This is a genomic window from Salinibacterium sp. SWN139 (genome assembly GCF_015864625.1).
Classification (GTDB): domain Bacteria; phylum Actinomycetota; class Actinomycetes; order Actinomycetales; family Microbacteriaceae; genus Rhodoglobus.
Window position 1 is genome coordinate 444,961 of record NZ_JADYWV010000002.1, and the last position, 18,089, is coordinate 463,049.

The window sequence follows — 18,089 nt, forward strand, 5'->3', positions numbered from 1 at the left end:
CGGGGCGCGCTTAGTTTTTGGGGGTGGAAGAGTTTGAGCAGGCTCGCAAAGCACGGCTGCGAGTGCGCGTGGGCGCCGTCATTGTTGTGGTGCTCGTCGCGCTGGGATGTGCGGTGCTGGCGACGGCGCTCACTGATAGTCCGGCAGCCCTCGAGATCGCTCGGGGCGAGGTCGGTGGTGACGATGACAGCTTTGTGATTGAGACGCCGTCTCTGTTTGTGCACGTCACTGGTGCTGTGGCTCGCCCCGGCCTCTTTGAGCTGGCGGAGGGATCGCGGGTAATCGACGCGATTGCGGCGGCTGGGGGATTCACTGACGACGCCAACCGCGATCAGCTCAATCTCGCGCGGCTACTGGCGGATGGCGAACAATTCGCCGTGCCCGCCGCCGGCGCCGATGACGCGGCTGAGACCACTGCGTCCGACGGTCGGGTCAATTTGAATACCGCGGATGCTGCAGCGCTCGATACGCTGCCCCGCATCGGCCCCGCGATGGCGGCACGCATTCTGGCCTGGCGTGACGCCAATGGGCGCTTCGTGAGCATCGATGACTTGCGTAACGTGGCCGGAATTGGCGATGCGACCTTTGACGGATTGCGCGACTTGGTCACGGTATGAATCTCGACCTGCGGTTGAGCCTGCCGGTTGCCGCCGCCTGGATCGTGGCAGTCTTATTGATCGCCGCGCCCGCGTGGTCTGTCCAGGTAGCGATTGCATCGTGGCTCGGGGCTGGCGTGTATGCGGCAGCTGCGCTCGTGACCGGGCGCCGATTGTTGCCGAGCCTAGCTCTCGGATGTGCCCTCGCGGCTCTCTGCTCGACCTCGGTCGCACTCCAAGCCGAGAGTCGACAACCAGCGGTGCTCGCAGAGATTACTGCACAACATTCGACAGTCACTGCGACAGCAGTGACGACCGCCGCGGTGCTTGACGATGCAGAGTTCTTTCACGCGAACATCACCGAATTGGAGTTCGATGGTGAAATTCTAGAGCTCGATTCTCCCGCACTCATTTTCAGCGAACGCGGCGGTTTCGGCGCGAGCGAAACGGAGGTAGCTGACTCCCCAAACGGCCTCGAGCTTCCTAGCTCCGAGGGCGACAACGTGCCGTGGGGGATCGGCGTCACTTTCACCGTCACTGGCACTCTCGCCAACACCGAACCGGGCGACGGGCGCGCGGTGCTCCTCTTCGCTTCGGATTCTCCAGAGTGGCGCGCAGCTCCGAATTGGCAGTTCGACTGGGCAAACCAGCTGCGCCGCACGTTTGCCGCCGCAACGATCCAACTACCCGGTGGCGGTGGCGAACTCTTGGGAGGCCTCGCCATCGGGGACACCAGCGCCGTCAGCGACGATCTGGATGATGCGATGAAGACAAGCTCGCTGAGCCACCTCACGGCTGTCTCGGGGGCAAACTGCGCGATCGTGGTCGGACTCATCATGGCGCTTGGCGGGCGGGCCGGAATTCACCGTGCGCTGCGCATCGCCCTTTCAATTCTCGTGCTCCTCGCCTTCGTCATTGTGGTTACCCCCGACCCGAGCGTGCTGAGGGCCGCCCTGATGGCCACATTCGTGCTGATCGCGCTCGGCAGTGGTAGGCCGATCCGGGGGATGGCCGTTCTATCCCTCGCCACGATCGCACTCCTTGTGTTCGATCCGTGGCTTTCACGCAACTTCGCCTTCGTTCTCTCCGTGTTCGCTACCGCTGGGCTACTGCTATTTGCCGAACCTCTTGCGCAATTTCTCGGACGCTGGATGCCCCGCTGGCTGTCCCTCGTCATCGCCGTGCCCTTGGCGGCTCAGCTCGCCTGCCAGCCTGTTCTCCTTCTCTTGCAACCCTCGTTGCCGACGTATGGAGTGCTCGCGAACGTACTAGCCGCGCCCGCCGCGCCCATCGCTACGGTCGTCGGGCTCGCGGCATGTGTGGCGCTCTCCGTTCTTCCGCTTCTCGGGCTGGGACTCATGTGGATCGCGTGGCTTCCCTCTGCCTGGGTCGCAGCAGTAGCTGAATACTTCGCTGACGCCCCGTGGGCCCGCATCCCGTGGTGGGAGGGCTGGGTGGGCGTCGTGACCCTCAGCGTACTTACGGTGCTCCTCCTCAGTGCTCTCGTCACGAGTGGTGTGTGGCGAGCGCGCGCGATGACCTTGTTGCTCATCGCAGTGACCGTTGCTGTCGCCGTTGTCGCGGGTTCCGCCGTGAGCGCGGCGCTGACGTGGCCGAACGACTGGCAATTCGCTCAATGCGACGTCGGCCAAGGAGACGCCGTTGTCGTTCGTAGCGCGGGCAAGACTGCCCTCGTCGACACCGGTGCTGAGCCTAAACGCCTTGAAAGCTGTCTCGACCGGTTATCGGTCGACCACATCGATCTGTTGGTGTTAACGCATTTCGATCACGACCATGTTGGCGGAACTGAGGCCGTGGTGGGGCACGTGGGGCTGGTGATGGTGGGGCCAGTCGGATCACCAGCCGACCAAGCACTACTCGACGTTCTGGAGTCGGCGGGTGCCCGTGTCACGGAGGTGAGCGCGGGAGACCGCGGCCAGTTTGGTGAACTGCAGTGGAGCGCCCTATGGCCGACTGCGCCGCTGTCGGGGATTCAGCCAGGAAACGACGCCAGCGTGGTCATCGAGTTCATTCCTCGCCCGGATTGTGTCCAGCAGTGTCTCAGCGCGGTGTTCCTCGGTGACCTCGGCGAGAGTGCTCAAGCGCGCCTCGCCGCTGCCCACGCCCTGAGAAAAGTGGACGTCGTTAAAGTCAGTCACCATGGCTCCGGTGACCAATATCCGACCCTCTATACCGAGCTGAAAGCCACCCTCGGACTCATCGGTGTCGGAGCGGATAACGGTTACGGCCATCCCACGGACGATGCGCTCGTCATGCTCGATGACGCTGGTACGGCAGTAGCCCGCAGTGACGAAGACGGCTTGGTATTAGTCTCGTCAACGGCGCAGCCCGGTGTGGTTTCAGTGTGGTCGGAGAAGGATGTGGGCACCCGGCATTAGGCTGGGTTCGCAGTTCAAATTGAGGAGTGTTGTGGCCGCCAGAACCCCCGCCCGATCGCCGGCGAAATCTAAAGTCGCGATCCCGCAGTTGGCGTGGAACAAGGTGCGTCCCGCGCCGATCATTCTCGTCAGCGGCACCGAAGGCTTTTTGGCCGACCGTGCTATCCGCATGCTGCGCGACACCTTGAGGGTCGAAGATCCCAGTCTCGAGGTCAACGACCTTGAAGCAGACCATTACGGTCCTGGCGAACTCATCAGTCTTGCCAGCCCTTCTCTGTTCAGCGAGCCCCGGTTGATTCGGGTGACGAACGTCGAGAAATGCACCGACGCATTTATCACCGAAACCCTGTCCTACCTTGAGTCTCCGGCAGACGACACCTACCTTGTGCTGCGTCATGCGGGGGGAGTCCGCGGCAAGAAACTGCTCGACGCCATCCGGGCAGGCAAGGGCGGTGGAATCGAAATCACGTGCCTCGAGATGAAGAAGGATGCCGAAAAGTACGACTTTGCCTCCGCAGAGTTCGCGGCACAGCGTCGGCGGGTCACCCCCGGGGCGCTGCGAACGCTCGTCTCTGCCTTTTCTGCTGACTTGGCTGAACTTGCGGCAGCCTGCCAGCAGCTACTCGCCGATGATGCTGATGAGATCAACGAAGCTACTGTCGCCCGCTACTACTCGGGTCGGGTCGAAACGAGTGCGTTCAAGGTAGCGGATTCCGCGATCGCCGGTCGATCTGGTGAGGCTCTTGTACTTTTGCGCCATGCGCTCGCTTCGGGCGCCGACCCGGTGCCAATTGTGGCGGCGTTCGCCTCGAAATTGCGCACTATGGCAAAGCTTTCGGGCGGCTCGATGTCGTCTGGGCAAGCAGCAAAGATGTTCGGCATGGCGCCGTGGCAGGCCGATCGGGCGATGAAAGATCTGCGGGGCTGGAGCGACGCGGGGCTCGGCACCGCCATCGAAGCAATCGCTGACACCGATGCTCAGGTAAAAGGTATGGGGCGCGACCCTGTCTTTGCCCTAGAACGCATGATCTCTGTGGTCGCTGCCCGCGGCAACAGCTAGCTCGTTAACGACAAAAGCCCCTCACCGCGAACGGTGAGGGGCTTTTGTGTGTTCGACGTTAAATCGAGCGAGGTATTTAGAGTGCTGCGACCTGCTTGGCCATTGCCGACTTGCGGTTGGCTGCCTGGTTCTTGTGGACTACGCCCTTGCCAGCTGCCTTGTCGAGTGACTTGGAAGCGACCTTCAGGTTCGCGAGAGCGGCGTCTTTGTCGCCAGCCTTGATCGCTGCGCGCGTTGCGCGGATAGCGGTCTTGATCTGGCTCTTGACCTGGCGGTTGCGGTCTTGTGCCTTCTTGTTGGTACCGATGCGCTTGATCTGCGACTTAATATTTGCCACGTGTATGTGCTTTCTTGTTTGTGGATCAGAGATGGTGGGCGGCCGTGGAAGAGAATCGACGTTCTGATTCCCGGCCGCGATGCGCATACTGTTCGACGAAGAACCTTATGCATAAGCCAACAGGCAACATTACCAGCGCAGTGGAGCTATGGCAATTGCGGAACGATTGCACGACCCCAGCGCCGTGCAAACTTGTTTGCGCGGTTCCAGTGAAGCTATGCCAATTGCGGAACAATTGCGCGACCCCAGCGCCGAACAAACGGGGTTAGTTCGGACTTCTCGGTAAAGCTTCGGCAATTGCGGGACGCCGCTGCGCGATGTCCCCGCTGGCTTCTCCCAGAGTACTGACCTTGAGCACTTCCCGTTTTATGCCACGCCTAAGTGGTGCAGGTGGGTTGCCGCAGAGCATCTGGTCGCCCCACCCAGCATTTCGGGGGTTACCCCGCTACCCGCACCGCTGCAGTTTTTCTACCGTGGAGTCATGACTTCTTCAACCGCTTCTTCGTCCACTATCGTTCTCCCCGAATCCGAATCCGAGCGTGATGGCGACACTCGGGACTCCCAGCCGGGTCCGGCGGAACCCCACGCCGCAACATCCGCTGCTCCTGCGAAGTCGAGTGCTCCCACAATGAGCATTCTCGCTCTCAGCTTGGGTATCGCGTCGTTGATTTTTGCCCAGACCGTTGTTGTGCCCTTGGCGGCCGTCATTCTTGGCGTATTTGGACTGCGCGATGAACCAGCCGGCCGCGGTTTCGCTATCTGGGGCATCGTCTTAGCATGCGTCGCAACGTTCGGTTGGGTTTTCATCGTTGTTGCTGGCGCCCTGTTTTCTTTGCCCTTTATCCTTCTGGGCGCTGCTTTTTAGGCGTCTTGGAGTCCAGCCCGCACCGGTAACGGTGCGGGCTTTGGCCTGTCGCAACGGTGGGTGCGCGCAGGATCGTCGGCTTCATGGGAGAATTGGGCGGATGTCTCCTCGCGCCTCTTACACACTTGAGCCTGCTTCGACCGATCCTGCGTTTATCCGCAACTTTTGCATCATTGCGCATATCGATCATGGCAAGTCCACCCTCGCTGACCGCATGCTGTCGGTCACAGGGGTCGTTAGCGACCGCGATATGCGAGCGCAGTACCTCGACCGTATGGATATCGAGCGTGAACGAGGCATCACGATCAAGAGCCAAGCGGTGCGCATGCCCTGGGCGCTCACTGATGAGAACGGTAAGGAGCAGTCCTACGCGCTCAACATGATCGACACACCCGGCCACGTTGACTTCACCTATGAGGTGTCACGTTCCTTGGCGGCGTGCGAGGGCGCAATTCTTTTGGTAGACGCAGCGCAGGGCATTGAGGCCCAGACGCTCGCCAACCTGTATTTAGCGATGGAGAACGATCTCACGATCATTCCCGTGCTGAACAAGATCGACCTGCCCGCTGCCGATCCCGACAAGTATGCCGAAGAAATCGCTGGCCTCATTGGTTGCGATCCGGCCTCTGTACTTCGCGTTTCCGGCAAGACCGGCGTCGGCGTGCCCGAGCTGCTCGATGAGGCAACACGACTCATCCCCGCACCGGTGGGAGACGCGGATGCTCCGGCCCGCGCCATGATTTTCGACTCCGTCTACGACGCCTACCGCGGTGTAATCACGTACGTCCGCATGATCGATGGCAAGCTCTCGCCGCGCGAGAAGGTCATGATGATGTCGACTAAGTCGGCTCACGAGTTGCTCGAAATTGGCGTGAGTGCGCCCGAGCCAACGCCCACTAAGGGCCTTGGTGTTGGAGAGGTGGGTTACCTCATCACTGGCGTGAAAGATGTGCGCCTCAGCAAGGTTGGCGACACGGTCACCAACTTCGCGAAGCCATCGAGTGTGCCGCTTCAGGGGTATTCAGAACCGAAGCCGATGGTGTTCTCTGGTCTCTACCCGATCGATGGTTCCGATTATCCGGTGCTGCGTGAAGCTCTCGACAAGTTGAAGCTCTCGGATGCTGCGCTGGTTTACGAACCCGAAACGTCGGTGGCGTTGGGCTTTGGTTTCCGTTGTGGGTTTCTCGGCCTGCTGCACTTGGAGATTGTGCGCGAGCGTCTCGAGCGCGAGTTCAATCTCGATATGATCGCGACGGCTCCGTCGGTTATCTACGAAGTGATGGGCGACGACAAGAAGTTCACGACGGTCACGAACCCGAGCGAGTTCCCTGGCGGCAAGATCGCCAGTGTTTCTGAGCCGATGGTGAAGGCATCCATTCTGACGCCGAAAGACTTCGTCGGAACCGTGATGGAGCTCTGCCAGTCGCGTCGTGGCACCATGCAGGGTATGGAATACGTCGGAACCGACCGCGTTGAGCTGCACTACACAATGCCGCTTGGCGAGATCGTGTTCGACTTTTTCGACCACCTCAAGAGCCGCACTCAGGGCTACGCAAGCCTCGACTACGAGCCCAGTGGCGACCAAGAAGCTGACCTGGTGAAGGTCGACATTCTTCTTCAGGGCGAAGCCGTTGACGCGTTCAGCGCAATCGTGCACCGCGACAAGGCCTACGCCTATGGCGTGCTCATGACGGAGCGCTTGAAGAACCTGATTCCGCGCCAGCAGTTTGAGGTGCCCATCCAGGCCGCGATTGGTGCGCGCATTATTGCTCGCGAGTCGATCCGTGCCATGCGTAAAGATGTTCTTGCTAAGTGCTACGGCGGTGACATCAGCCGCAAGCGTAAACTCCTTGAGAAGCAGAAGGAGGGCAAGAAGCGCATGAAGATGGTCGGTCGCGTTGAAGTTCCTCAGTCTGCCTTCATTGCCGCACTTTCCGGTGAAGTTGAAGCCGGGAAAGAGAAGAAGTAGCCCTGTGGATGCCCGCACCTATCCCAATGCTCCCGTCACGTACGGGGCGGTCGGTGCTACGCGCGGCAGCACTTTCACGGTGCTTCCTCCCGCAGGTTTCCGCCGCGTGCAGCGAAGTGCCCGCATTGGGCATGGTGAGCAGCGTTGGGCTTTTGCTCGCGAGCAAATTCTTACCTGGGGTGTGAAGCGTCGCAGCGGTTTCGGTGTCACTTTGTTGCCCCGTGATCCGCATGGCGAACTGCAGGACCTTTCTGCCGATAGCGCTGATCATCCTTTCGTGCGCCCCGGCGACACGATTGTGCTCTCGGTGGGCCGCGGCCGCTACACGGCGCACGAACCAGTGCGCGTTGTGTATGTCGTTGATGACACCACGGTTGCCGGCTTCGCTTACGGAACGCTCGAGGGGCATCCTCTGCGCGGCGAAGAGTCGTTCATGATCGAGCGTCGTGACGACAACTCGGTGTGGATGACGGTGCGTTCGTTCTCGCGGCCGGCATCCTTCAAGTGGATGTTGCTCTCACCTGCTTTGCGAATCTTCCAGTACCTCGTGGTGAGCCGCTACTTGCGCGCTCTCGCTGGAGCAATTCCCGCGAGCCTGCCGGGTGAGCACGGTGGCGCTGCTCCCATCGAGCCTGCAGAGTAGTTCTCGTTGCCTATGCGCACGATTAGCGCGCAACGCTGCCTCGCGCTGTTAGCCGCGCGTCGCTAGCCGGTCGATTGCCTCGAGCACATCGTCGAGGCCGCTCTCAAGGTTCTCGACCACAACGAGCGCACTGGTTTCGCGCAGGTCAGCGACGCTGTAGGCGCCGGTCGCTACCGCAATAAACGGGATCTTCGCCGAATCGGCGGCGAGGCCATCATTCGGGGTGTCGCCGACGATCACGCTGGGCTGGTCTCCGAGCACAGTCGCCACAAGGGACGTGAGGTGGTGGCGGTCGGGTGACCGATCACCGAAGAACGAGTTCTTCCAGTTGAAATCTTCGGCTGCGTAGCCCGCCGCGACGAGCTTGACGCGAGAATGCTGAAGTCCGTTGCCGGTGAGCAGCGCGTTTGTCCAGCGGCGGTCGGTGGCGGCGACAAGGGCGTGTTGCCCTCCGGCAACCGCGGAGCGCACATAGCCGTTGTCGTGCAGCGCTTGAGTGCGGATGTCGAGCTCGGCGAGGACATCCTCGAGCAGAGCGGCAGGATACCCGTTAAGCACGAGCAGGTCGGTGAGGATCTGTCCTTCGGTCTTGCCGTGGGGATTCGTGATGAGCTTCTGTGGTGGGCCACCAGTGACGCGGGTGAATGCGTCGAGGTACACCGCAGCGCCGTCTGTCGAATTGTGGATGAGCGTTCCGTCGATGTCCCACAGGATGTGCATAGTCACGCATCCATGCTCCCATGTCCGAGGTGAGACAATTGACGTGTGCCCGCTGGTCATAGTGCTGGCACGCTTTCTTCACCGTTTGTTAAGGGGATTAGTTCGTGCCAGGTGCGTTGCCGATTGCTGATCCTGCTCCTCTCGACGGAGCGCTGCCCGCGAGTGTCGCGGTTGACTCGGCGAACCGGGATTGGAGCGTGTACATTCACGTGCCGTTCTGCCGGGTTCGTTGCGGGTACTGCGACTTCAATACCTACACGGGCGAAGAATTGCGTGGGGCAAAGCGCTCTGACTACGCGACCGAAGCGATCGCTGAAATCGCGCAGGCATCCGCGATTCTCACCCAAGCGGGCGTTGCACCGCGCAGGGCTTCCACAGTCTTCTTCGGCGGCGGTACCCCAACCCTGCTGCCCGTGTCTGATCTGACTCGCATGCTCGCCGCCGCCCGCGATACGTGGGGCTTTATGCCGGATGTTGAAGTCACGACAGAGGCAAATCCCGACTCTGTCGACCGCGATTACCTTCTCGCGCTCAAAGAGGCTGGCTTTACTCGAGTGTCGTTCGGCATGCAGTCCGCGGTGCCCCATGTGTTGGCCACGCTAGAACGCACCCACGATCCCGAGCGCGTGCCGTTCGTTGTCGAGTGGTCGCGCGATGTTGGTTTGGATGTCAGCCTCGACCTCATTTATGGAACTCCGGGGGAGTCGCTGGCCGATTGGGAGCGCTCGCTTGACTATGCGATCGCTCAGAATCCCGACCATATTTCTGCCTACGCGCTCATTATCGAGACCGGTACGAAGCTGGCTGCGCAGATCAAGCGTGGGGATGTTGCCCCGGTCAACGATGACCTGCAGGCCGACATGTACGAGTTGGCTGACGCGAAGCTCGCTGCGGCAGGTTACGACTGGTACGAGGTCAGCAACTGGGCCAAGCGCGACGAGAATCCCGAGATCAGTCACGCAAGCCGTCACAACCTCGGTTACTGGTTGGGCAATGACTGGTGGGGTGTTGGCCCCGGAGCCCACAGCCACGTTGGTGGTGTGCGCTGGTGGAATGTCAAGCATCCGGCGGCGTATGCGGATCGTATCGCGGCGGGCCATTCACCCGGCGCGGGGCGCGAAACACTCGCTGACTCGAGCAAATATCTTGAGCACGTGCTGTTGCGGGCGCGCGTTCGCAACGGTTTGACCACGGCGACGCTCGATGCAGACGGCCGTACGGCGGTTGCCGGCCTCATCGCTGATGAACTCGTGGATGCCCGGGCCGCGATCGGCGGAACCATCAATCTCACGCTCAAGGGGCGCCTGCTAGCGGATGCCGTAGTGCGACGTTTGCTAGCAGACGCCCCTGTCTAGAGCGAAACCGTGTGAGGGCGGTACCGTCGAGTTACTTGATGAACTCGATGGTCAGCGGGTACTTGTAGGCCTCGCCCTTGTTGGCGGCGACGGCGGCGATGATGCTGAAGATGATGATCACGATGCCGACACCGATGATCAAGAAGAGGCCGATAAAGATCGTGGTGAGGACGACACCGATCGCGTAAGCAATCGCCATCGTGATCTGGAAGTTAAGTGCGGTGCGAGTGTGGGCCCGCACGAACGGTCCGCGGTCCTTGAGCACGAGGTACCCGATAAGAGCGGGAATGAAGCTGAAGAAGATTCCGCCGACGTGAATCAGCGTCGACCAGAGCTTCTCGTCGCTCGGACTCATTGGTTGGATCGGCGCGTACGGCGAGTTGGTTGGTGGTGTGGAATCAGACATGACCCCATTAAACCCTGAATCTAGTCCGCAAGCCCCCGTTGGGCAAAAGAAAGCCCCGAGAGCCGAAGCTCTCGGGGCGAAACCCGTTCGGACTAGCCGATGTGGGCCATTACTGCGAAGAAGACCCTACTTGATGAGGCGCAGTGCAAAGGGGTAACGGTAGTTCGTGCCGTCCTTCGCCTTGGTGAAGCCGATGATCGAGAAGACTACCGACACGATGAAGACGATCGGGATCAAGATTGCACCGATAAATACAACCGTGAGGATGTTCGAGATGATGTAGGCGATCGCCATCGTGATCTGGAAGTTCAGTGCTTCTTTGGCTTCGGTGTTAGTGAAAGCACCGCGGTCCTTGAAGACCAACCAGATGATTAGCGAGGGAAGGAAGCCGATGATTCCGCCCAAGTGAGCGAATGATGCCCACTGGTTGTCCTCGGTAGCGGTCAGTTGTGCGGCCGGCTGGGGTGCTGCGGGCTGCGGATTTGCGTCAGTCATGTGTTCGTGCCTTTCAGGTGAACGAGGGAACTTCCCGGGTTTCATCAAAGTGCTCGGTGTCACACCTGAGCATTTCCACAAAAAGGTAGCGCTCAAGTACAAAGACACGCTAGCGGTATGACTCGCGCGGTGCAACGGGTGTGTCGCGGTGTGTCGAGTAAGATTGGCAGTCGAACGGATTGAGTGCCAATCAGGAAAGGTGGGTGGTGGCATGGTTTCCGCCCGCGGACTTGACGTACTTCGAGTCATCGTGCAGGACTACGTTGCTACGCGCGAGCCTGTCGGTTCTAAATCGATCGTTGAACGGCATTCTTTTGGAGTGTCCGCAGCGACGATTCGCAACGACATGGTTTTGCTCGAAGACGAAGAACTCATTACGGCGCCGCATACCTCGTCGGGGCGTGTGCCCACCGATAAGGGCTACCGCATGTTTGTCGACCAACTGGCTGACTTGCGACCTCTTACGAGTGCGCAGCGTCAAGCAATCGAGTCGTTCCTCGGCCAAGCCGACGATCTGGATGACGTGCTCGCGCGGTCAGTTCGCCTGCTGTCGCAGCTCACCAACAGTGTCGCACTCGTGCAGTACCCATCGCTGGCAACGGCCAGGGTGCGCCATGTGGAGCTAGTTCCGCTCACGGCGACGCGGATCATGACGGTGTTTATCACCGACGCTGGTCGGGTAGAGCAGCGACTTATTGATCTTCCAGAGGCGCTTGATGATGTGTTCTTGGGCGAGTTGCGGGCGAAACTCAACTCGGCTCTCAACGGGCAGTCATTGCCCGAGGCTGCTGAGCGACTTGCCAGTTTCGTTGAGGTTTTTCCTGTTGAACGTCGGCCTTTTGTCGCTTTAGTGACCTCGAGTTTGGTGGAACAGGTGTTGGCTAACCGTGCCGACAAGCTCGTGTTGGCTGGCACAGCAAATCTTGCACGAACCGAGCAAGACTTTACCGGCAGCATTTTTCCTGTACTTGAGGCAATAGAAGAGCAAGTAACGTTGTTGCGCCTCTTTGGGGAGATGGAAGTAGCAAATGGATCAGTTTCTACTCGCATCGGGCGAGAGAACGCAGAATTTGGATTAGAAGAGACATCGGTCGTCACAGGAGGGTATTCCTCCTCCGGCGGCGGACTTTCGCGGCTGGGAGTGCTTGGCCCAACACGCATGGACTATTCGAACAACATGGCAGCGGTTCGCGCGGTAGCGCGGTACCTGTCACGACTTTTGGAAGACAACTGAGCTCGTAAGGAGCAATCGGAACTTTGGCAGATCACTATGAAGCCCTCGGCGTTGCGCGCGAAGCGACACCGGAAGAAATCAAGAAGGCATACCGCCGGCTCGCTCGCGAGCTGCACCCCGACGTGAATCCGAGCGCGGATGCGTCGGAACGCTTCAAGTCGGTAACTCACGCGTATGACGTGTTGAGCGATCCGCAGCAGCGCCAGCAGTACGACATGGGTGGCAGCGGCGGAGGATTCGGCGGAGCCAACTTCGGATTCGGCGACATTTTCGAAACATTCTTTGGTGGCGGGGGTGGCGGCCAGACCGCTGGTCCTCGTTCGCGTCGTGAGCGTGGCCAGGATGCGCTACTCCGCGTTGAGGTGAGCCTGAAAGACACGATGTTCGGCGTCACGCGCGACATCGAGGTCAACACTGCTGAGCTCTGCGAAACGTGTGAGGGCAGCTGCACGGCACCCGGAACCTCGCCAATTCGTTGTGATATTTGTCAGGGCAGCGGCCAGATCCAGCGTCAGGTGCGCAGCCTTCTCGGCAACGTCATGACGTCAAGCCCGTGTGGCACGTGCCGCGGCTACGGAAACATCATTGTGAACCCGTGCGCGACGTGTGCAGGCCAGGGCCGCGTTCGGGCTCAGCGCACGATCTCAGTCGATATTCCCGCCGGAGTTGAGACGGGTCTGCGTTTGCAGATGCCTGGTCAAGGCGAAGTTGGCCCCGCTGGCGGACCGCACGGTGACTTGTTCTTGGAGATCAAGGTTCGCCATCACGATGTTTTCAGCCGCTCTGACGACGACTTGCTCGCGACCGTTGAGGTGCAGATGATCGATGCGATCATGGGCACCACAGTCATGCTTGACGGACTTGACGGTGAGGTTGAGGTGCAGATCAAGCCGGGAACGCAGAGCGGCGAAGTTCTTACCGTCAGGGATCGTGGAATCACGGCCCTTCGCGGTGGTGGCCGTGGTGACTTGCGACTGGGCATCCAGGTGGTCACTCCGACTAAGCTCAGCGGCGCCGAGCAGACCTTGTTCAAGCAGCTGGCTGCCGTACGCAAGAGCAAGCAACCGCACTTTGCCGAGTTCCAGCAGGGCTTGTTTGCAAAGCTCCGCGACCGGTTCCTCTAGGCCGCCGTGGCTCACCTCTATATCGATGAGGAGCTCGGTGACGCGAGTGTCGGCGATGCCGTTTCGCTCGGCAACGCCGAAGCGCGCCATGCAGTTACCGTTTCACGGTTGAAAGTTGGCGAAGTCATTGCCATCAGCAACGGTGCGGGTCTTGTGGTCTCGGGGCCGGTTGTCACGGCAGAACACACGCAACTCACGATTGAGGTTGCCGAAGTGCAGCAGTCGCCCCGGCGTACCCCCGCGGTATTCCTCGCCCAGGCTCTTGCTAAGGCCGACCGTGATGAGCTCGCGGTGCAAGTGGCCACTGAGCTCGGCGTCGATGGCGTGATTCCGTGGTCGGCCGCACGCAGTATTTCGCGGTGGCAGGGCCCCAAAGTTGCCAAGGGGCGCGACCGCTGGGCAGCAATTGTGCGCGAAGCGAGCAAGCAGTCGTTGCGCACGTGGCTTCCTGACGTGCTCGATCTTGTGACGACAAAGCAATTGGCGGCATTCGCGTCAACGACGCGGATGCTCGTGCTCGAGCCCACAGCCACGGAGACGCTCGCCGACCTTGAGGTTGACGACCGTGACATCGTTTTGGTCGTGGGGCCGGAGGGCGGTGTCGCGGATCACGAGCTAGCGCTCCTGACAGCGGCCGGTGCATCCACGATTCGGCTGGGCAGTGAAGTGTTGCGTACCTCAACAGCGGGCCCTGCAGCGTTGGCGGCTTTGAACGTCAAGCTTGGCCGTTGGAGCTAGAGGTTTAGGCTAGAGACATGTCTGATTCCCCCTCGATCTTCACGAAGATCATTGCTCGCGAAATTCCCGCCGATATTGTCTTCGAGTCAGATTCGGTGATCGCATTTCGCGACATCGCCCCGAAGGCGCCCGTGCACCTGCTCATTGTGCCGAAGACTGAAGAGTTCGCCAATGTGACAGAACTTGCTGCTGGCAACCCTGCACTCTTGGCCGACATCGTCGCGGTGGCGCAGAAGCTTGCCGACGATTACGCAGGCGGACAGTACAGACTGATTTTCAATACCGGCGAAAACGCTGGTCAAACTGTTTTCCATGTGCACGCTCATGTGCTCGGTGGAAACCTCGAGGAAGGCACCCTTGGTCACTAGTGACTCTGAGTCCGAACGTTCCACAGAGCGCGTCAGCGTTTCGATCGAAGTAGATGGTGTCGCCATGGTGCGATTGCTTGGTCCCCAAGACCGCCTGCTGCGTGTGGTGGAGAGCAAATTCTCCGACGTTGAAATGCATGTCCGCGGCAACGAAATCACTCTGAGTGGTCCACCGGCATCGGTAGAATCTGCTCAAGAACTCGTCGATGAATTGGTCACGATGGTGCGCGGTGGACACGACTTGGGCGAGATCGAGGTTGACTCCTCGGCGCGCATCTTGCGAAAGAACCAGGGCAGCCCGAAAACGCTCCTCGGGCAAACAATTCTCACGGCACGCGGCAAAGCGATTCGACCGAAAACACTCGGTCAGTCGCAGTATGTCGACGCGATGGACAACAATACGATCGTGTTTGGAATTGGCCCCGCCGGCACCGGTAAAACGTACTTGGCGATGGCCAAGGCCGTACAGGCGTTGCAGCGCAAAGAAGTTGACCGCATCATCCTGAGCCGACCTGCCATTGAGGCGGGGGAGCGTTTGGGATTCTTGCCCGGTTCTTTGACCGACAAGATCGACCCGTATCTGCGTCCGCTCTACGACGCGCTCAACGACATGATGGATCCGGAACTTGTGCCTAAGTTGCTGGCGGCCGGCACCGTTGAGGTTGCCCCGCTCGCTTATATGCGCGGTCGTACCCTCAACAACTCGTTTGTCGTTCTTGATGAAGCTCAGAACACCACGCCAGAACAAATGAAGATGTTCCTCACGCGCCTCGGTTTCGATTCCCAGATGGTGATCACTGGCGACATCACTCAGGTCGACCTGCCCGAGGGCGCAAGTGGGCTTAAACTCGTCTCGAACGTGCTTCGAGACATCGACGATATCCACTTCGCTGAGCTGACGAGTGCCGATGTTGTTCGTCACAGCCTCGTCGGTCAAATTGTGGATGCCTATACAACCTATGACGCTGAAAAGCAGCGTGACGAATACAACCGCAAAAATCGGTCGCCGAAACGCAGCCGCAACCACGAGGGACGCTAGCGTGTCGATTGAAATCAACAACGAGTCGGGCGTCGACGTCGACGAGCACGCCTTCCAGCGCCTCTGCACTTTCGCCCTCGACCAGCTTCACGTGCACCCGGATGCCGAGCTCGGCATAGTCTTCGTCGACGAGGCCGCCATGGAACAGCTTCACGTGCAGTGGATGGACGAGCCGGGCCCCACCGACGTCTTGAGCTTCCCCATGGACGAACTGCGCCCCGGCACGGAAGACCGACAGACGCCTGCTGGATTACTCGGCGATATCGTCGTGTGCCCGCAAGTTGCGCTCTCCCAAGCCGAAACTGCCGGCCATTCGCCGCTGGACGAAATGCTTCTGCTGACGGCTCACGGTCTGCTTCACTTGCTCGGCTTCGATCACGCCGAGCCAGAAGAAGAAAAAGAAATGTTTGGCCTTCAGCGCGAAATCCTGGCGGGCTTTGCCCTGGCCGACCGAAATAAGTAGCCGGTCATGGTGATCGGCATATTCATCACCGCCGCGGTCCTGCTGGTGTCGCTCGGTGGTTTGCTCGCGGCCGCAGACGCGGCACTCGGTGTCATGAGCCGCACCGACCTCGTCGAACTTGCGGCTCGCAGTCGTGCCAAAAAGTCAATCACGGCGATTTCGCTCGACACCGGCGCGCACATCAACGCGCTCAACTTCATGCGCATTGTGGTGGAAACCACTGCAGCAGTATTGGTGACTCTCGTGTTTGCCTCTGCCTTCGAGCAGTGGTGGCTCGTGCTGCTGCTGAGCGCGCTCATCATGACCGGGGCATCGTTCGTGCTCGTCGGTTCCAGCCCCCGCAGTGTTGGACGCGCGCACTCTCGCAAGGTGATGCAGGTCTCAGCGACGCTGGTGCGCAGCATCCGCGTAATTCTTGGTCCGATTGCGGATGCGCTGGTGGCGCTCGGCAACCGAGTGACTCCTGGTCGGCCGCGTACGGCAACATTCTCGAGCGAAGAACAACTGCTCAGCATGGTGGATGAAGCCGCTGAACACGAAGTTCTTGATCAAGACGATCGTGACCTTATCCACTCAATCTTTGAGTTCAACAGCACTGTGGTGCGTGAGGTCATGATTCCGCGCACCGACATGGTCACCGTCGAGGCGGAGGTCACGGCCAGCGCCGCGATGGGCCTCTTCTTGAGTCGTGGTGTATCTCGCGTGCCAGTCATTGGCGAAGACATCGACCAGGTGATGGGCGTGCTGTACCTGCGCGACGTTGCCCGAGTGGTCTACGAACAGCCGGCAGAAGCCGACAAGATGACGACTCAAGAGCTCGCACGACCAGCCCTCTTCGTGCCAGAGTCGCAGCGTGCTGATAGCTTGTTGCGGCAAATGCAGCTCGAATCGAATCACCTTGCGATGGTGGTCGACGAGTACGGCGGGATCGCGGGACTAGTCTCGTTGGAAGACCTCATCGAAGAACTTGTTGGCGACATCTCTGACGAGTACGACCGTGAAGTTGCCGAATTCGAAGAGTTGGCTGATGGCACATTCCGAGTGAGCGCCCGACTGCCGATCGACGAGTTGGGTGACCTTTTTGGGCTCGAACTTGATGATGACGAAGTTGACTCTGTCGGCGGGCTCATCATGAAAACGCTGGGGCGACTGCCCGAGAGCGGTGCCGTGGCGCATTACTCCGGGCTTGTCCTCACCGCAGAACGTACTGAGGGGCGTCGCAAACGCATCAGCACAGTGCTGGTGTCTCGCGACCCTTGGCTTGAAGATCAGCACGACCCACGCTCGAATGAACGAGAGAACGGTGAATCACAGTGACCGATGCCAGTGAATTCAGAGCAGGATTCGTGACCTTTGTTGGTCGACCCAACGTGGGAAAGTCCACATTAACCAACGCGCTAGTGGGGGAGAAGGTGGCGATCACGTCATCGAAGCCGCAGACTACCCGCCGCGCCATCCGCGGGATCGTGCATCGTGAAGACGGCCAGCTCATCATCGTGGATACTCCCGGTATGCACCGCCCGCGCACGTTGCTCGGTGAACGACTCAACTCGATCGTGCAAGACACCCTCGGTGAAGTCGACGTCATTGGGCTGTGCATTCCGGCCAATGAAAAGATCGGTCCGGGCGACCGCTACATCAACGAGCAGTTGGATTCCTTCCCTCGCGCCAAGAAGGTCGCGATCGTCACCAAGATCGATGCGTCATCGCGTCCCGGTGTCGCCGAGCAGCTGAAGGCTGTGGCGGAACTGCGCGACTGGGACGAGATCATTCCAATCTCGTCGTTCGACAGGATTCAGCTCGACATTCTCTCGACCGAGCTCGTGAAGCTCATGCCGGTCTCCAACGCTCTGTACCCGGATGATGCTGTCACCGACGAGTCGACGGAATCCCGAGTCGCGGAGCTCATCCGCGAAGCCGCGCTTGAGGGCGTCATGGATGAACTTCCGCACTCGATTGCCGTCACGATCGACGACATGATTGAGCGCGAGGACAAAAACCTTCTCGAAGTCTTCGCGAACATTTTCGTCGAGCGCGATAGCCAAAAGGGCATCATTATCGGCAAGGGTGGTGAGCGCCTGCAGGATGTGGGAGCGCGCGCTCGTGCGGAGATCGAGAAGCTCGTGGGCAAGCAGATCTTCCTCTCGTTGCGCGTCAAGGTCGCCAAAGAGTGGCAGCGCGACTCGAAGCAACTGGGCCGCCTCGGCTTCTAGGTAGCGGTTCTGTAACCAATCACTCGTTGCGGCACAGGCAGTGCTAGTCTGAAAATGTGTTGTTC

The 18,089-nt window shown here is 60.0% G+C and carries 19 protein-coding genes; 15 read left to right on the top strand and 4 right to left on the bottom strand.

Features of this window, described 5'->3' with window-relative positions; genetic code table 11:
• The first annotated feature begins 17 nt into the window (after positions 1 to 17).
• From I6E74_RS07300 to holA, 3 genes are read left to right on the top strand one after another with little or no spacing between them, the layout of a single operon-like run.
• Entirely contained in the window at positions 18 to 617 is a 600-nt protein-coding gene (locus I6E74_RS07300; RefSeq protein ID WP_374221050.1) for a helix-hairpin-helix domain-containing protein, read from the top strand.
• Positions 614 to 2,995 carry a ComEC/Rec2 family competence protein gene (locus I6E74_RS07305; protein WP_197124351.1) on the top strand — a complete coding sequence of 794 codons (2,382 nt, stop codon included), beginning with the start codon at positions 614 to 616 and terminating at the stop codon, positions 2,993 to 2,995. The genes I6E74_RS07300 and I6E74_RS07305 overlap by 4 nt, the downstream gene beginning before the upstream one ends.
• 31 nt (positions 2,996 to 3,026) lie before the next feature.
• A complete protein-coding gene (gene holA / locus I6E74_RS07310; RefSeq protein ID WP_307784419.1) occupies positions 3,027 to 4,055 on the top strand; it encodes a DNA polymerase III subunit delta in 1,029 nt (342 codons plus the stop codon).
• Positions 4,056 to 4,131: 76 nt separating this feature from the next.
• Here holA and rpsT read toward each other — a convergent pair whose 3' ends face one another.
• A complete protein-coding gene (rpsT, locus tag I6E74_RS07315; protein ID WP_197124355.1) occupies positions 4,132 to 4,392 on the bottom strand; it encodes a 30S ribosomal protein S20 in 261 nt (86 codons plus the stop codon).
• A gap of 481 nt (positions 4,393 to 4,873) precedes the next feature.
• On the opposite strand from rpsT, the gene I6E74_RS07320 reads away from it, so the two are divergent.
• The 3 genes from I6E74_RS07320 to I6E74_RS07330 all read left to right on the top strand — a co-directional run bounded on the left by I6E74_RS07320 (position 4,874) and on the right by I6E74_RS07330 (position 7,869).
• Positions 4,874 to 5,257, top strand: coding sequence for a DUF4190 domain-containing protein (locus I6E74_RS07320; RefSeq protein ID WP_197124357.1), 384 nt, complete (start codon positions 4,874 to 4,876; stop codon positions 5,255 to 5,257).
• Positions 5,258 to 5,357: 100 nt separating this feature from the next.
• Complete coding sequence (gene lepA / locus I6E74_RS07325) at positions 5,358 to 7,226, top strand: translation elongation factor 4 (protein ID WP_197124359.1); 1,869 nt, start codon at positions 5,358 to 5,360, stop codon at positions 7,224 to 7,226.
• Positions 7,227 to 7,230: 4 nt separating this feature from the next.
• Positions 7,231 to 7,869, top strand: coding sequence for a DUF1990 family protein (locus I6E74_RS07330; protein ID WP_197124361.1), 639 nt, complete (start codon positions 7,231 to 7,233; stop codon positions 7,867 to 7,869).
• A 48-nt stretch (positions 7,870 to 7,917) separates the two neighbouring features.
• On the opposite strand, the gene I6E74_RS07335 is transcribed toward I6E74_RS07330, so the two are convergent.
• On the bottom strand, positions 7,918 to 8,589 hold the full coding sequence (locus tag I6E74_RS07335) for an HAD family hydrolase (protein WP_231604922.1): 672 nt from the start codon (positions 8,587 to 8,589) through the stop codon (positions 7,918 to 7,920).
• Positions 8,590 to 8,693: 104 nt separating this feature from the next.
• Here I6E74_RS07335 and hemW point away from each other — a divergent pair, with 104 nt between their 5' ends.
• Positions 8,694 to 9,944 (top strand): radical SAM family heme chaperone HemW, encoded by a 1,251-nt coding sequence (hemW, locus tag I6E74_RS07340; RefSeq protein ID WP_197124365.1) that lies wholly within the window; start codon positions 8,694 to 8,696, stop codon positions 9,942 to 9,944.
• A 31-nt stretch (positions 9,945 to 9,975) separates the two neighbouring features.
• On the opposite strand, the gene I6E74_RS07345 is transcribed toward hemW, so the two are convergent.
• Both I6E74_RS07345 and I6E74_RS07350 read right to left on the bottom strand, forming a co-directional pair.
• Positions 9,976 to 10,350, bottom strand: coding sequence for a DUF4870 domain-containing protein (locus tag I6E74_RS07345; RefSeq protein WP_231601157.1), 375 nt, complete (start codon positions 10,348 to 10,350; stop codon positions 9,976 to 9,978).
• A gap of 126 nt (positions 10,351 to 10,476) precedes the next feature.
• Entirely contained in the window at positions 10,477 to 10,845 is a 369-nt protein-coding gene (locus tag I6E74_RS07350; RefSeq protein WP_197124367.1) for a DUF4870 domain-containing protein, read from the bottom strand.
• Positions 10,846 to 11,056: 211 nt separating this feature from the next.
• Here I6E74_RS07350 and hrcA point away from each other — a divergent pair, with 211 nt between their 5' ends.
• Genes hrcA through era form a run of 8 tightly spaced genes read left to right on the top strand, consistent with a single transcriptional unit; the run spans position 11,057 to position 18,024 of the window.
• Positions 11,057 to 12,079 carry a heat-inducible transcriptional repressor HrcA gene (gene hrcA / locus I6E74_RS07355; RefSeq protein ID WP_197124369.1) on the top strand — a complete coding sequence of 341 codons (1,023 nt, stop codon included), beginning with the start codon at positions 11,057 to 11,059 and terminating at the stop codon, positions 12,077 to 12,079.
• A 23-nt stretch (positions 12,080 to 12,102) separates the two neighbouring features.
• Positions 12,103 to 13,203, top strand: coding sequence for a molecular chaperone DnaJ (gene dnaJ, locus I6E74_RS07360; RefSeq protein WP_197124371.1), 1,101 nt, complete (start codon positions 12,103 to 12,105; stop codon positions 13,201 to 13,203).
• 6 nt (positions 13,204 to 13,209) lie between these two features.
• Entirely contained in the window at positions 13,210 to 13,941 is a 732-nt protein-coding gene (locus tag I6E74_RS07365) for a 16S rRNA (uracil(1498)-N(3))-methyltransferase (RefSeq protein WP_197124373.1), read from the top strand.
• Positions 13,942 to 13,958: 17 nt separating this feature from the next.
• A complete protein-coding gene (locus I6E74_RS07370; RefSeq protein WP_197124375.1) occupies positions 13,959 to 14,309 on the top strand; it encodes a histidine triad nucleotide-binding protein in 351 nt (116 codons plus the stop codon).
• Positions 14,299 to 15,348 carry a PhoH family protein gene (locus I6E74_RS07375; RefSeq protein WP_197124377.1) on the top strand — a complete coding sequence of 350 codons (1,050 nt, stop codon included), beginning with the start codon at positions 14,299 to 14,301 and terminating at the stop codon, positions 15,346 to 15,348. Before I6E74_RS07370 ends, I6E74_RS07375 begins: the two co-directional genes overlap by 11 nt.
• Position 15,349: 1 nt before the next feature.
• Entirely contained in the window at positions 15,350 to 15,811 is a 462-nt protein-coding gene (gene ybeY, locus I6E74_RS07380; RefSeq protein WP_197124379.1) for an rRNA maturation RNase YbeY, read from the top strand.
• A 6-nt stretch (positions 15,812 to 15,817) separates the two neighbouring features.
• Entirely contained in the window at positions 15,818 to 17,128 is a 1,311-nt protein-coding gene (locus tag I6E74_RS07385) for a hemolysin family protein (protein WP_197124381.1), read from the top strand.
• On the top strand, positions 17,125 to 18,024 hold the full coding sequence (gene era / locus I6E74_RS07390) for a GTPase Era (RefSeq protein WP_197124384.1): 900 nt from the start codon (positions 17,125 to 17,127) through the stop codon (positions 18,022 to 18,024). The genes I6E74_RS07385 and era overlap by 4 nt, the downstream gene beginning before the upstream one ends.
• The last annotated feature ends 65 nt before the right edge of the window (positions 18,025 to 18,089 follow it).

What these genes read in the sequence shown, in the direction of transcription:
- I6E74_RS07305 (WP_197124351.1), top strand. Translation starts at nt 614, where the DNA reads ATGAATCTCGACCTGCGGTTGAGCCTGCCGGTTGCCGCCGCCTGGATC.
- I6E74_RS07320 (WP_197124357.1), top strand. Translation starts at nt 4,874, where the DNA reads ATGACTTCTTCAACCGCTTCTTCGTCCACTATCGTTCTCCCCGAATCC.
- lepA (WP_197124359.1), top strand. Translation starts at nt 5,358, where the DNA reads ATGTCTCCTCGCGCCTCTTACACACTTGAGCCTGCTTCGACCGATCCT.
- I6E74_RS07335 (WP_231604922.1), bottom strand. Translation starts at nt 8,589, where the DNA reads ATGCACATCCTGTGGGACATCGACGGAACGCTCATCCACAATTCGACA.
- I6E74_RS07345 (WP_231601157.1), bottom strand. Translation starts at nt 10,350, where the DNA reads ATGTCTGATTCCACACCACCAACCAACTCGCCGTACGCGCCGATCCAA.
- I6E74_RS07350 (WP_197124367.1), bottom strand. Translation starts at nt 10,845, where the DNA reads ATGACTGACGCAAATCCGCAGCCCGCAGCACCCCAGCCGGCCGCACAA.
- hrcA (WP_197124369.1), top strand. Translation starts at nt 11,057, where the DNA reads ATGGTTTCCGCCCGCGGACTTGACGTACTTCGAGTCATCGTGCAGGAC.
- I6E74_RS07370 (WP_197124375.1), top strand. Translation starts at nt 13,959, where the DNA reads ATGTCTGATTCCCCCTCGATCTTCACGAAGATCATTGCTCGCGAAATT.
- I6E74_RS07385 (WP_197124381.1), top strand. Translation starts at nt 15,818, where the DNA reads ATGGTGATCGGCATATTCATCACCGCCGCGGTCCTGCTGGTGTCGCTC.